Source organism: Pseudomonas sp. DTU12.1 (assembly GCF_009873475.1).
In the GTDB taxonomy this organism is placed as follows: Bacteria; Pseudomonadota; Gammaproteobacteria; order Pseudomonadales; family Pseudomonadaceae; genus Aquipseudomonas; species Aquipseudomonas proteolytica.
In genome coordinates this window covers 1,567,921-1,580,864 of the sequence record NZ_CP045254.1, presented here as the reverse complement: position 1 = coordinate 1,580,864, position 12,944 = coordinate 1,567,921, and the positions used below count along the sequence as shown (strand labels likewise).

Here is a 12,944-nt window from a genome sequence, read left to right as displayed (position 1 = left end):
CAAAAAAGAATATAACTTTTGTTTTAACAACTAACAGTACGGGTTAGGGTACGCCCCTATTGAACTTTGATTGGAGAGCATCCCTTGCCTCTGCGTAGCACGTTTACCCGTTTCTTCCAGCTCGAAGCGGCCAGTGGTCTGTTACTGATCGCTGCAGCCGCCCTGGCCCTGATCATCAACAATTCGCCGCTGTCCTCGTTCTATAACAGCTTTCTTGAAGTGCCCGTCGCCGTCCAGATCGGCGCCCTGCAAATCGCCAAGCCTTCGCTGCTATGGATCAACGACGGCCTGATGGCCCTGTTCTTCCTGCTGATCGGCCTGGAGGTCAAGCGCGAGTTGCTCGACGGCCACCTGTCAAAGCCATCCCAGGTCGTGCTGCCAGGCGCAGCGGCTATCGGCGGCATGGTGGTGCCGGCGCTGATCTACTGGGCGCTGAACAAGGATAACCCGGCGGCGCTGGGCGGCTGGGCCATCCCGATGGCCACCGATATCGCCTTTGCCCTCGGCGTGCTGGCACTGCTGGGCAAGCGTGTCCCGGTGTCGCTGAAGCTGTTCCTGATGACCCTGGCGATCATTGATGACTTGGGCGCCATCATTGTCATCGCGATTTTCTACTCCGGCGACCTGTCCACCGCGTCGCTGGCAGGCGCTGGCGCGTGCCTTGTCGCGCTGATAGCCATGAACCGCCTGGGGGTGGTGAAGCTCGGGCCCTATCTGATCATCGGCCTGATCCTGTGGGTCTGCGTACTCAAGAGTGGTGTGCACGCAACCCTGGCCGGCGTCACCCTGGCGTTCTGCATTCCGCTGCGCACCAAGAACGCCGAGCCATCGCCCCTGCTGAGCCTGGAACACGCCCTGCACCCCTGGGTGGCGTACGGCATCCTGCCGCTGTTCGCGTTTGCCAACGCCGGTGTGTCACTGGCCGGGGTCAACCTGGAAAGCTTCACCCACCATGTGCCTATGGGTATCGCCGCAGGCCTGCTGGTGGGCAAGACCGTCGGTGTGTTTGGCCTGACCTGGCTCGCAGTGAAAACCGGCCTTGCGGCCCTGCCGACTGGCGCCAATTGGGGCCAAGTCATGGGCGTGGCCATCCTGTGTGGTATCGGCTTCACCATGAGCCTGTTTGTCGGTTCGCTGGCGTTCGTACCAGGCAGTAGCGAATACGCCGGGATGGACCGGATGGGCATTCTCACCGGTTCGATCCTTGCTGCATTGATTGGTTATGCAGTGACGGCGATGGCCAGTCGCAAGCAGGTGACGGTCAACGCGTAACGCGTAACGAGGGGGCAGGCTTTCCTGCCCCCTCATTCTTTAAGCCTCTTCTCCCCTCGCTTACAGCACCTTCCTACATTTTTTCTCGTGCTCCTCCCATAACGTCGCACATCCGACTTCAAGAACGGATGTCGCGGTGTAACTCGCCAGGAGGGCATGATGGCCAACAACCAAGACAGACCGCAGGTCTGGCGCTCCTACGGGACCGGCACCGGTGGCTATCGCCGCCTGGAACCTATGAACGAGCGCGAACTGGCGGCCCGCGAGGCGCTCCAGCAACCCTACAACGCAATGCTCGCACGCCAGCAGGCCTACGAAGCAAAGCTTCAGCCTACGTCAGAACCGACCCTGGCTCCTGTCGTCGGGTGCGTTTTCGCCAAGTCCTGCAACTTGCCGGACGCCATCATCAGCTACAACAACCCGTCTGGTTACATTCCCCTGGAGCGCCTCGCAGACTATGGCGAACATGCGGTGCTGGGCGGCCGTGAAACAGATGCTTTACCACGGCCATGTGAGGTCTTGGGAAGAGCTTCATCAAGACATGAAAAATGCGCTGATAAAAGCGGGTAAAACCAACCGCAAAGGAAAAACTCTCGGAGCAGAAAAATGAACATCCACTATCACGACCCGGATATGAGCCATGAGGAAGCAGTAAGTAGTCTTGCCGCTGGAGACGAACGAAAGGTAGCAACTGCACTGATTTCTATCGGGCTTAATGAAAAAAATAGCGCCTGGGCTCAGGAGACCTGCTTAGAACATATAAGTCATGACAACCAAGCGATTGCCTCAGCTGCCATAGTCGCTGTAGGTCATATAGCGCGTCGATTCAGAACATTGGACACCGCTAAGGTGTCTGCGGCAATGCACCAGGCTGGGCAAAAACACCCATCACTGAGCGGCGTGATAAGTAGCGCGCGAGATGACATCGAAATATTCACCTGATCGCTCCCTCCAACCCGTCACTCAATCTGAGAGTTTTTCCTTCACGGCGCCCCTTTAACCAGTAAAAAGATGGAGCCCGTCGATGGTTACAACATATCCCGGCAGTAAACTTGGAGGTGAGCTAGAGCCGTTAATAATCAAATCCATCTCCACGAAAATCCAAAAAAAGAAAAAAGAGTCGCACCATGAGATATCTGATTGAAGCCTTCGATAAGGTTACTGACCTCCAAGTGTTTGTAATCGAGCTACCTCATGGGTGCGAGGACAAGTTGAAAACCATAATGCAATGGTCCGAAGAGCAACACGGCTGGGAGGGCTACAACCTGACCCCCGCTCAACTGACGGCTATAGAAACCTTAGCCGGCAGAGTGATAAATGACTCTATTCATCACTTCCAACTTACCTGCAACGTTTAACGCGCCCGCCCGAAATTAAAAATCATATTAAGAAAATCCGTAGCCGAACTAAAAAAACCCCGACCAGTCACCCGGTCGGGGTTTTTCTTTTACTGTATGACGCTTAGCGGGTAACGCGGCTGGTCCCGTCTACGGTCATGATGCGCACGCGGTCGCCGATGCGGAAAATCTCGTTTTCCTGCACGGCCTGGACGTAGGCGCGCATGCTGCCGTCGTCTTCGCGCACGGTGATTTCAACGCCCTGGGTGCGGGTCAGGCCTTCTTCGGTGGCCGAGCCCAGCAGGCCGCCCGCCACGGCACCGATAACGGCGGTGACGATGCTGCCGCGACCGCCGCCGATGGCGCTACCACCAACACCGCCGATGACTGCGCCTGCTGCGCCGCCGATTGGGGTCTTGGTGCCTTCGATCTTGACCGGACGCAGGGATTCAATGGTGCCCATGCGCACGCTCTGCACGCGACGGGCTTCGTCACGGGAATACGAGTCGCCGGTCAAACTGGAGGCGCAGCCACCCAGCAGCAACGACATGGTGGTAAAGCAGGCAACCAGCAGAACAGACTTACGCATAGCATCAACTCCAAAGGACATATCTTTATTAGACTCCGCTGCTTGACGCCTGTCACGGCACGGCCCGGAGAAAATTGCTTTCATTCAGCCCCAGTACAGACAGGCTGTACCGCAAAAACAGACAAACGGTAGCACCTGCACCCAGACAAGGAATTTCATGGACTACTTCATCATTGTAGCTACCACCGCAGCCGGCCTGTATTTCCATTGGTGGCTGTACCGGCGGATCAAGCGCTGGGTAGACCGCGACCTGGCGCTGTCACTGGCAGGAGACGATCAGCACAAGCGCAACTTTATGCTGCAACAGTTGGACCGCGCCAAGGCTGAGAAGGTCAAGCGGAAGGACTTGCCACAGTGGCTGCAGGACGCAGCACGGCAATATGAGGTCAAGTAGAGGCTGTAGGAGTCGGCTAGCCGGCTCCTACAAGTATGACGTTTTCAGGGTGCCAATCGCTCGCGTGTCCAGTCGGCACCCTGCAAACGATAGTTCAAGCGATCATGCAGGCGACTTGCCCTGCCCTGCCAGAACTCGATGCGCTCCGGCAGCAGGCGATAACCACCCCAGTGTTCCGGACAATCCGGCTGGGTCTCGCTGAAACGCTGTTCGGTCAGCGTGAGCAGGTCCTGCAACTGCTGGCGATCGCGGATCACCTGGCTTTGCGGGGAAGCCCAGGCGCCGATACGGCTGCCCAGTGGGCGTACTTGATAGTAGGCGTCCGACTCCTCGGGCGTGACCTTGACCACCCGACCCTCGATACGCACCTGGCGCTCCAGGGTCGGCCAGAAGAAGGTCATGGCAGCAAACGGGCGGGCTGCCATTTGCTGGCCCTTGGCGCTCTGGTAGTTGGTGAAGAAGGTAAAGCCCTGAGCATCCAGCCCCTTGAGCAGCAGGACGCGGCAGTGAGGCCGGCCCTCCTGGTCGACGGTCGCCAGGGTCATGGCATTGGCCTCGACCGGCGGTTGCTCGGTCTTGACCGCGTCGTTGAACCACTGGTGGAACAAGGCAAACGGCTCGGCCGGGGCCTGGGCCTCGCTCAAACCGTCCCGTGTGTAGTCACGGCGCATATCAGCCAGTGCCTGGGTCATGCGGCTTTATCCTTCTTGCTCAACTGCTCAGTTTTTCGCCTGGTCGTTTGCAGCTACTTTTTTCGCTGGCGTTGCAGCCTTGGCAGCAGCTGGCTTTTTGGCTGCTGGCTTGGCGGCCGCTTTTTTCGCCGCTGGCTTGGCGGCGGCCTTCTTGGCAGGTGCTTTCTTGGCGGCAACCGCTTTCTTGGCGACCGGCGCTGGGGCAACCACGTCCTGTACCGCAACCATTTCTGGCTTCGGCGGGTTTGGCGAGTTGTACTTGCTCAGCAGTGCCAGCATGGTAGTGCGCTGGGTGAACATGATTTCCATGCGACGGTTCAGGGCACGGCCCTGGGTGCTGTCGTTGGCAGCGCGAGGCATCAGGTCACCCATGCCACGCAACATCAAGCGGTCCTGCTTCAAGCCACTGAGGCTGAAGATCGACGCGATGGACTGGGCACGCTCTTTGGTCAGGGGCTGGTTTTGCACGGTGTCGATATGACCAAGCACCAGCACGGCGGTCTTTGGATCGCTTTCAACGGCTTTGGCCACACGGGTGAACGGACCCAAGGTCACTGGCAGCAACATCGCCGGGCGTTTCGGGTTGTAGGAGCCATCGACCGGGGCTATCACCACCAGAACATTGTCGCGACGCTCCAGTTGCAGGTTGCTGTCCTTGATCGCGGCGCGCAGGCGCGGCTCGTAGTCGTCCAGCCAGGCCTGGGTGATTTTCGGGTCTGGCATCGGGATGTTGGTCACATCGACTTTGCTTAGGGGTTTTGGCTTGCTTTCAAACGGCCACCACCATTTGGTGTCGGTTTCAGTCTTGGCGACTACCGGGGCCGCAGATGGAGCCGGCGTTGCCGCCTGCAGGTCGGCCTTAAGATCGGCCTTGGCGTCAGCCGCCTTGGCATCGGCTTTGGCAGTAACGTCCTTGGTCGCCGACTTGTCGAACCCGAATGACCACCAATGCTCGCCAGACGCATCATTTTGTGGAGTTTGTGCACAGCCAGTAATAGTTAGGCAGAGCGCCAGTGCCAAGGACTTGTTCGATAACATGAGATATCCACAAAATGAGAAAACACAGGGGTCTGGATGACCCGTTAAACAGACGCTTCACGAAGTTTAAAGTAACAATACTTTTCAAGCGCCTTTTGTAGGTGCCTTTTTAACAAAAAAACGCCGGACGGCAAGCTATTTACAGACAACCGGCCAATATTCTTACCAACTTTTGCGCGCGTGGGTCCATAAGTACATACGGACCTAGAGTATTGGTCACGAAACCAAATGCTACATCATGTTCCGGGTCAGCAAAGCCCACGGAACCACCCGCCCCAGGATGCCCAAATGCACGCGGGCCAAGGCCGAACGTGGCATTGGGCACATCCGGCTGGTCCAACATGCAACCCAGGCCAAAGCGGGTTTGCGTCAATAAGGTTTTATCCGGCCCGATACTGTGCTCGCGGGTCAGCTGTTCAAGCATATCGGCTTCCAACAAACTTCCGTCCAACAAACCACTATAAAACCCGGCCAAACTGCGCGCATTGCCATGCCCATTTGCCGCAGGCTGCTGCATACGACGCCACTCGGGTTTGTTAGTGCTGGTTAGTATAGAAGGCGGATTGGTAAACGCCCGGGTGCTCATTGCCTCGGGCTCACGCAGGGTGACCTGCAATAGCCGCTGGGCCGCCTCATCCCCCATATTGCCTTTGCCCCTGGCAATGTGCGCGACACGATAAAACTCTTCGTCCGCCAGCCCGACGTGAAAGTCCAAGCCCAACGGGCGGGCAACCCGGGCCACGATCGACTCCCCCGGCCCACGCCCATCGGCGCGGCGCAGCAGTTCCCCAACCAGCCAGCCATAGGTGATGGCGGCGTAGCCATGGCCTTCCCCGGGGGTCCACCAGGGAGCCTCGGCGGCCAGGGCCGCCGTCATCAACGGCCAGTCATACAGGGCTTCGGCGGGCAACGTCTCACGCAACGCTGGCAACCCGGCCTTATGGCACAGCAGTTGGCGCAAGGTGATGCTTTCCTTGCCCGCCGCCGCGAATTCAGGCCAGTAGTTGGCCACGGGGACGTCCAGTTGCAATTTGCCTTCGGCAACCAGTTGCAAGGCCGTGACAGCGGTAAAGGTCTTGGTGCAGGAGAACAGGTTGGCAATGGTGTCGCTGTGCCAGGCCTCGGCACCGTCCTTGTCGGCGGTACCGGCCCACAGATCGACGACGGTTTCGCCGCCAATCTGCACACACAGCGCAGCACCGCGCTCCTGAGGGTCGTCAAACAATGCGGCGAAGGCTTCACGCACTGCTTCGAATTGAAGTTCGTAATGACCCTGAATCTGCACCTGAATCCCCCCGGAAAAGACCTACGTTAAGTGGCGCCCATTGTTCCAGTCATTACTGGGTTTGGGAACCCGTTGCAGCCTTGGCTTTTTCGGCTTCCTGGGCCAACTGCTGGATAGCCGCCAGGTTGCTTTTACGCACACTGTCGACAAAGCCCTGGAACGGCACATCGGTGATCCCCACCAGACCGAAGTGACCGTTTTCACCGTCCAGTAAACGCCCGGTCACTGGCTGGTCGAGGTACTGGAACCAGTGCACGCCGACAATCGACGGCTCGGCCATGGCCTGCTTGAGGAAGGTCGCATAAGCCGGGGCGCGCGCCTCCTCCCGTGCCAATTGCGTGACCCCACCCCAGAACGGGCCACGGTCGGCCGAGCCGAAGTTGAACTCGCTGATCAGCACCGGCTTGTCCAGTGCGCGCAGCGCCGCAAAGTCGTAACCGTCCTGGGGCTTGAGGGTGTACATGTTGAAGCTCAACACATCGCAATACTGGGCGCAGGACGCCACCGCCTCCGGGGTGCTGACCGCATAGCGGCCACCCAGCAGCAACTGGTTGGGCGCATGCCATTTAAGTGCATCGGAGATGGTCTTGAAGTAGGCGTCGGCGAAGGTCTTCTGGAAGTATTGGAAATCAGCCTCGATTTCCGGATGCTCGGCGTTGGGAACCGGCGGCTCGAAACCTGGATCTTCCATCAACTCCCAGCCAGCCAGCTGGATACCCCAGGCTTTGGAAAGGCCATCTTCGTTGCGGTACTTGTCGCGCAATTGCTTGAGGAACGCGCGCTTGGCCGGCACATCCGTAGTCATGCGCAGAGTGCCGTAGGCCAGGGCGTAGCGGGATTTCGCATCATCGCCGGGACCGGCCCATGCCAGTTCGTTATCGGCAAAGAAGCCAATCAACCAGGGGTCGTCGCGATGGTCGCGGGTGGCGATCGCCACGGCCCGCTCAGTGGCCATGGCAAAGCGCGGGTCGAACGGATCGGGCATGCCACCCCACCAGTCGATACCGGTGCTGATACTGGTGTAGTCGCCAATGATCGACAGCGGCAAGGTGTAAGGCACGCGACGAGCGTCACCCAAGTGCGGGGTGCTCCAGTTGCCGATCGTGTTGAAACCCCAGGCTTGCAGGCGGTCCAGGGTGTGGCCTGTCCAGCGGGCCTGGTCAAAACCTGGGGCCGTGCAGGGCTGCGCCTCGGCCGCCGGGTCGCACGCCTGGCCGTAGGTGCGTTGCAGGTTGGCACCGTAGAAGTTGTACCAGCGCCCCACATTGAAACCGCGCCCTGCATCGGCGCCATTGCCGCCACGGTTGTCACCGCTGCCGTAATACTTGTCGAAGGGCTCGCCCGCCTTGGGCAGTGCGCCAAACATCCATTCGCGTCCCGCAACATAAGTCTGGCTATTGTCCGGGCTCACGGTGTTGACGCCCAAGGAGTAGAACGGATGCCCCAGCGGTGTCACCAGGTACCAGCGCCCGTCGCGCTTTTCGGTGCGGAAGAAGCCGCTGGCTTCAAAGGCCGGGCCCTTGGTGCTGCCGCCAAACTTGTCCAGGGCGCTCTTGTCACGCTCTGCGAGCCAGCCCTTGAGTTGTTGCTGCTCCTTGGCGGCAGCGGCTTTCAACTGCTCGTCGCTGCTGACTTTTTCTGGCCAGCGCGCGCGGTTGGACTGCCCATAGGCATCCACCAGCTCACTGTAGGCGGCCTTGAGCACCGGTTCACTGTCCTGCACGCCAAAGCGCTCCAGCAGGATACTTTGCGGCGCTGCCGGCTTGATCATCGACAGAGTGACCGAGACCACCTGGCTGCGATCGATTTCGCCGGCACTGCCAGCGAGCATGACGCGCTGACCGTCCACAGTGATGGGCATCGGCGGCCCGGCCTTCATGCCCTGGCTCAAGGGCGAGTTGGCCAGCAGGGGCACCAGCAGGGTTTGCGCAGGCCCCGCCGGTAAATCGATACGGCTGACCAGGGTCTTGCCGTCGCTGCTCTGTACCTTGACGTACAACGTCAGTGCCCAATCCATCGCACTCTGGATGCGCAGGCTCATGGCACTCGATTGCGACCAGTCCCACACGCCGCTCTGCGGGCTGAGCACCAGGCTTGGCTCCGCCGCCGGGTTGAAGGTGATGCGGCGCAGCACTTCGCCTTCCGGGGTCTGTTCAGCGTTGTATTGCGGCAGGCTGGCGTCCTGGGTCGCCACCTTGACCACATCGGCCGGCCGGACAAAGTTGAACAGCGTCTGTTGCCCAGCCGGTGCGGCCAGCAATGGCGTGGCGAACAGCAGGGCAAAAAGAGCGGGCAGCGTGCGAATCATACGAACAAGGTTCTCCCAATCGGCCGGTGAATGGCCTGATGACATAAACGAGATAGACCACGAAGTGGGCGACTTCGCCCACTGTGGCTTAAGAAATTTCGCGCCGGAAAGGCGGCAAGGCATTCAGGATAGCCTTGCCATAGCGTTGAGTGACCAATCGGCGGTCGAGCAAGGTGATGGTGCCACGGTCCTCTTCAGTACGCAGCAAGCGGCCACAGGCCTGGACCAGCTTCAACGAGGCATCCGGCACGGAGATCTCCATGAACGGATTGCCGCCACGAGCTTCGATCCATTCGGCCAGCGCGGCCTCGACCGGATCGTCAGGCACCGAGAACGGGATCTTCGCGATCACCACGTGTTCGCAGTAAGCCCCGGGCAAGTCGACACCTTCGGCAAAGCTCGCCAGGCCGAACAGCACACTGGAATCCCCACCATCGACCCGCGCCTTGTGCTTGTTCAGGGTTTCCTGTTTCGACAGGTTGCCCTGGATGAATACCTGTTTGCGCCAGTCGCGGTCGAGGCCGTCGAACACGTCTTGCATCTGTTTGCGTGACGAGAACAGCACCAGCGTGCCTTTGGAACCCTCCACCAGCGACGGCAGGTCACGAATGATTGCTGCGGTGTGGGCCGGCGCATCCCGTGGGTCGGCCTTGAGATCCGGCACCCGCAGCACACCGGCGTCGGCGTGGTGGAACGGGCTGGGCACCACGGCGGTAACCGCCTTTTTCGGCAGGCCGGCACGCATGCGAAAGCGCTCGAAGGTACCGAGGGCGGTCAGGGTGGCCGAGGTCACAAGGGCGCCGTAGGCTACGTTCCACAGGTTGCGCCGCAGCATCTCCGCCGCGAGGATCGGGCTGGCGTTGACTTCGATATCGAACAACGCGCCGCTTTCCGACAGCGTCAGCCAGCGAGCCATGGGCGGATTGTCTTCCGGGTCTTCGACGGTAAAGGCGGTCCACAACTCCCAGTTGCCCTGGGCACGGGACAGCAGGCTGCCAAACAGCGGGTACCACTCTTCGGCCTGGTTGCTGGCAATGCCGATATTGACCTCGCCGTCCATGCCTTCCTTGAGCAAGTCGGTGAGGCGGGTGAACAGATCAGTCAGGCGTGAAAAGCCCTTCTTCAACTCCACGCCCATCTCGCGCATGTGCTCGGGGATCAGCCCGCCGACAAAGCGATGGCGGGGCCGTTCGCGGCCTTCGACGTCTTCGCCGGGCTTGAAGTCCGCCACCTGCTCGCAGGCGCTGAACATGAACTGTTGCTGGGTCTTGATCTCCCGCGCCAGCTCCGGCACCTGCTCGATCAGCTTGCCCAGGTCGCCGGGCAGCGGATGCTGGGCCAGCAGCTTGGTGAGGTTCTTGGCGGTGGTTTCCAGCCAGTCGGCAGTGGACCGCAGGCGCGTGTAGTGGGCGAAGTGGCCGATGGCCTTGTCCGGCAAGTGGTGGCCTTCGTCGAACACGTACAGCGTGTCACGCGGGTCAGGTAGCACCGCCCCGCCACCCAGGGCCAGGTCGGCGAGGACCATGTCGTGGTTGGTGACAATCACGTCAACCTTGCCCATGCCTTCGCGGGCCTTGTAGAAGGCGCACTGGCCGAAATTGGGGCAGTGACGGTTGGTGCACTGGCTATGATCGGTGGTCAGGCGCGCCCAGTCGGCGTCTTCCAGGGCATTGGGCCAGCTGTCGCGGTCACCATCCCACTTATTGCCGGCCAGCTTCTCGATCATGCTGGTAAACAGCTTCTGGCTGGCCTCATCGACTTCGATCTTGAAGCCTTCTTCTTCGAACAGCGAGGCCGTGGCGGTTTGCGCGTGGCCTTCCTGGAGCAGCACGTCCAGTTTGGACAGGCACATATAACGGCCACGGCCCTTGGCCAGGGCAAAGGTGAAGCTCAGGCCGCTGTTGCGCATCAGGTCTGGCAGATCTTTGTAGACGATCTGCTCCTGCAGGGCCACGGTGGCGGTGGCAATCACCAGGCGCTTGCCGGCGGCCTTGGCAGTAGGAATCGCCGCCAGGCTGTAGGCTACGGTCTTGCCGGTACCGGTGCCGGCCTCGACGGCCACGACCGCGGGGTCGCCACTGCGCCGGCCTTCGTCGTCGGTGTCGATATCCCCGAGGACCTTGGCTACTTCGGCGATCATCAGGCGCTGGCCGTAACGCGGTTTCAAGCTCTTGGCTTCGAGAAAACGCGAGTAGGCGCCCTGGATCGTGGTTTTGAGTTCAGTGCTGATCATGGATAGTCGGGCGCAAAAAACGCTGGATAAATTTTCAGTGGTTCGGATCGGCCGCTATCATACCCCGCTAATTAATCCCGCGCAGAACGGAGTACCTCAATGACCGTCTTTAGCCTTGCCTACACCCTGCATGTATTGGCCGCCCTGGTATGGGTCGGTGGTATGTTTTTCGCCTGGATGATCCTGCGCCCGGCCGCTGTGGCGGCGCTTGAAGGGCCGGCGCGGCTGAAACTGTGGACGAATGTGTTTCCACGTTTTTTCGTGTGGGTCTGGGTGGCGGTGCTGATCTTGCCGATCAGTGGCGTCGGCCTATTGCAACTGCGCTTCAACGGGTTTGAAACCGCACCGCGTTATGTGCAGGTGATGATGGGGCTATATGTAGTGATGACGGCGCTGTTTATCCGCATCCAGGCGTTGCAACTGCCTGAACTGCGCACGGCTGTGGCGGCCGAGGACTGGGCGACGGGCGCGCAGGTGCTGGGAAAAATCCGAAAGTTGGTAGGGATCAATCTGATTGTGGGATTGGTGGTGGTGGCGGTTGCCTCGGCTCGGCCGATGTTCTGAGGGTGCTCTTCAGGGCCTCATCGCGGGCAAGCCCGCTCCCACATTTGAATCGGTTCGCAAATCAAGTGTGGGAGCGGGCTTGCCCGCGATGGGGCCAGTGCCTATAGCTCAAAGCCGTTGGATGGTCACCGTGCCGGCAGGTCCGGAAGGCCCTGCCTGACCTTCCAACCCCGGCCGGCCTTTCTCGCCGCCATCGGCGCGGTACACCAGGCACCCCTTGGACTGCCCGCCCTTGCCCGGTTTGCCGGCAACACCCGGCAAGCCGCCAGCACCGCCGTCGACCCAGACCTTTATCTGCTCGCTCGGATAATCCTGTGGCAATTCGATGCGCACTGTCGCACCCGCAGCGCCTGGCAGCCCGTCGCCGCCGTTGTCGCCATTGGCGCCACGCCCGGCCGAACCCCAGGTGCACCCTGGGTCTTCGCCATTGGCGCCATCCAGGCCGCTATAACCTTGGGCGCCGGTGCCACCCCGGGCATCGACAGACAATAGCTGCGCATTCAATGCATTGATCCGCAACGTCAGGTCACGCCCCGGCTTGGCCGGCTTTTCATGGGTGCCGGGTGCCCCCCGGGAGGTGATCTGGCTGCCATGCTCCAACTGCGCATGCCGTACCTGCAATTGCAGGGCCGAGGCGCTGGGCACGATGGCGATCCGCGCGTCGCGGCCCAGGTGCAGTTCGTCGACGGTGACCTGGGTGATATTCGCCGGAATCAACAAGGTGCCATAGTCGGCCACTTCCAGGCGTTCCAACTGCAGCACGCTGGTGCTGTTGGGCAAGCGCAGCAACGAGTTGGTCTCGACGCTGACGCTTTCGGCCAAGGCAATGGGGCTGACCAGCAGGGCCAGGAGAAGAACGTTACGCATGATTGCCATCCTTGTTGTCTTGATCAGCCGTAGGTGCAGGCAGGCTCTTTATATGGAACATTCCCAGCAACAGGATCAGCAGGCGGTCACGCCAAGGGTGGGCACGATGTTTGACGCTGGCGTTGAATAACACCAACTCCAGAAGATGGGTCAGCAACAACAGGATACCGACCAGGTTGACCAGCAGATGAAATGGATTGGTCAGCGGTTTGAACAGATTGACCAGCACAACGACCCAGAACAGCATCGCCAGCAACTTCCCCAATCGCAACAACAGCTTCATGCCCTACGCCCCCTTGCACATTATTCTTTGGGCGCACAGTAACGAGTTCTACAGGCGATTTGCCAGTGAAGGATAAAAAAAC

General features: G+C 60.2%; 13 protein-coding genes. 5 read left to right on the top strand and 8 right to left on the bottom strand.

The annotated features are described in order from the left end of the window. Positions 1–84 precede the first annotated feature (84 nt). The 3 genes from nhaA to GDV60_RS06960 all read left to right on the top strand — a co-directional run bounded on the left by nhaA (position 85) and on the right by GDV60_RS06960 (position 2,214). Entirely contained in the window at positions 85–1,272 is a 1,188-nt protein-coding gene (gene nhaA / locus GDV60_RS06970) for a Na+/H+ antiporter NhaA (protein WP_029297135.1), read from the top strand. Between the two features lie 159 nt (positions 1,273–1,431). Beyond that, positions 1,432–1,842 carry a colicin E3 gene (locus tag GDV60_RS06965; protein WP_256679363.1) on the top strand — a complete coding sequence of 137 codons (411 nt, stop codon included), beginning with the start codon at positions 1,432–1,434 and terminating at the stop codon, positions 1,840–1,842. Between the two features lie 36 nt (positions 1,843–1,878). Beyond that, on the top strand, positions 1,879–2,214 hold the full coding sequence (locus tag GDV60_RS06960; protein WP_029297138.1) for a hypothetical protein: 336 nt from the start codon (positions 1,879–1,881) through the stop codon (positions 2,212–2,214). 519 nt (positions 2,215–2,733) lie between these two features. Here GDV60_RS06960 and GDV60_RS06955 read toward each other — a convergent pair. Then, positions 2,734–3,198 (bottom strand): glycine zipper 2TM domain-containing protein, encoded by a 465-nt coding sequence (locus GDV60_RS06955; protein WP_029297142.1) that lies wholly within the window; start codon positions 3,196–3,198, stop codon positions 2,734–2,736. A gap of 157 nt (positions 3,199–3,355) precedes the next feature. On the opposite strand from GDV60_RS06955, the gene GDV60_RS06950 reads away from it, so the two are divergent. After that, a complete protein-coding gene (locus GDV60_RS06950) occupies positions 3,356–3,592 on the top strand; it encodes a hypothetical protein (RefSeq protein ID WP_070995761.1) in 237 nt (78 codons plus the stop codon). 44 nt (positions 3,593–3,636) lie between these two features. Here the strand turns inward: GDV60_RS06950 and pdxH are convergent, their stop codons facing one another. From pdxH to dinG, 5 genes are all read right to left on the bottom strand, one after another. Next, a complete protein-coding gene (gene pdxH / locus GDV60_RS06945) occupies positions 3,637–4,284 on the bottom strand; it encodes a pyridoxamine 5'-phosphate oxidase (RefSeq protein WP_029297146.1) in 648 nt (215 codons plus the stop codon). 27 nt (positions 4,285–4,311) lie between these two features. Continuing rightward, positions 4,312–5,322 (bottom strand): OmpA family protein, encoded by a 1,011-nt coding sequence (locus GDV60_RS06940; RefSeq protein ID WP_070995760.1) that lies wholly within the window; start codon positions 5,320–5,322, stop codon positions 4,312–4,314. A 139-nt stretch (positions 5,323–5,461) separates the two neighbouring features. Further along, entirely contained in the window at positions 5,462–6,607 is a 1,146-nt protein-coding gene (locus GDV60_RS06935; RefSeq protein WP_104911728.1) for a serine hydrolase domain-containing protein, read from the bottom strand. 52 nt (positions 6,608–6,659) lie between these two features. Beyond that, complete coding sequence (locus GDV60_RS06930) at positions 6,660–8,915, bottom strand: beta-galactosidase (protein ID WP_159906689.1); 2,256 nt, start codon at positions 8,913–8,915, stop codon at positions 6,660–6,662. An 88-nt stretch (positions 8,916–9,003) separates the two neighbouring features. Then, the gene (gene dinG, locus GDV60_RS06925; protein ID WP_029297151.1) at positions 9,004–11,148 is read right to left on the bottom strand and encodes an ATP-dependent DNA helicase DinG; all 2,145 of its coding nucleotides are present in this window, start codon (positions 11,146–11,148) and stop codon (positions 9,004–9,006) included. A gap of 99 nt (positions 11,149–11,247) precedes the next feature. Between dinG and GDV60_RS06920 the strand changes: the two genes are divergently transcribed. Then, a complete protein-coding gene (locus GDV60_RS06920) occupies positions 11,248–11,712 on the top strand; it encodes a CopD family protein (protein WP_070995758.1) in 465 nt (154 codons plus the stop codon). A 108-nt stretch (positions 11,713–11,820) separates the two neighbouring features. Here GDV60_RS06920 and GDV60_RS06915 read toward each other — a convergent pair whose 3' ends face one another. Both GDV60_RS06915 and GDV60_RS06910 read right to left on the bottom strand, forming a co-directional pair. Further along, the gene (locus GDV60_RS06915; RefSeq protein WP_159906687.1) at positions 11,821–12,579 is read right to left on the bottom strand and encodes a collagen-like protein; all 759 of its coding nucleotides are present in this window, start codon (positions 12,577–12,579) and stop codon (positions 11,821–11,823) included. Beyond that, positions 12,572–12,862, bottom strand: a complete 291-nt coding sequence (locus tag GDV60_RS06910; protein ID WP_092234058.1) for a DUF1145 domain-containing protein — start codon at positions 12,860–12,862, stop codon at positions 12,572–12,574. Before GDV60_RS06910 ends, GDV60_RS06915 begins: the two co-directional genes overlap by 8 nt. Positions 12,863–12,944 lie beyond the last annotated feature (82 nt).

Bases quoted from the DNA above. Each gene is read 5' to 3' on its own strand.
- GDV60_RS06965 (WP_256679363.1), top strand. From the start codon at position 1,432: ATGGCCAACAACCAAGACAGACCGCAGGTCTGGCGCTCCTACGGGACC.
- GDV60_RS06960 (WP_029297138.1), top strand. From the start codon at position 1,879: ATGAACATCCACTATCACGACCCGGATATGAGCCATGAGGAAGCAGTA.
- GDV60_RS06955 (WP_029297142.1), bottom strand. From the start codon at position 3,198: ATGCGTAAGTCTGTTCTGCTGGTTGCCTGCTTTACCACCATGTCGTTG.
- GDV60_RS06950 (WP_070995761.1), top strand. From the start codon at position 3,356: ATGGACTACTTCATCATTGTAGCTACCACCGCAGCCGGCCTGTATTTC.
- pdxH (WP_029297146.1), bottom strand. From the start codon at position 4,284: ATGACCCAGGCACTGGCTGATATGCGCCGTGACTACACACGGGACGGT.
- GDV60_RS06940 (WP_070995760.1), bottom strand. From the start codon at position 5,322: ATGTTATCGAACAAGTCCTTGGCACTGGCGCTCTGCCTAACTATTACT.
- GDV60_RS06930 (WP_159906689.1), bottom strand. From the start codon at position 8,915: ATGATTCGCACGCTGCCCGCTCTTTTTGCCCTGCTGTTCGCCACGCCA.
- dinG (WP_029297151.1), bottom strand. From the start codon at position 11,148: ATGATCAGCACTGAACTCAAAACCACGATCCAGGGCGCCTACTCGCGT.
- GDV60_RS06920 (WP_070995758.1), top strand. From the start codon at position 11,248: ATGACCGTCTTTAGCCTTGCCTACACCCTGCATGTATTGGCCGCCCTG.
- GDV60_RS06915 (WP_159906687.1), bottom strand. From the start codon at position 12,579: ATGCGTAACGTTCTTCTCCTGGCCCTGCTGGTCAGCCCCATTGCCTTG.
- GDV60_RS06910 (WP_092234058.1), bottom strand. From the start codon at position 12,862: ATGAAGCTGTTGTTGCGATTGGGGAAGTTGCTGGCGATGCTGTTCTGG.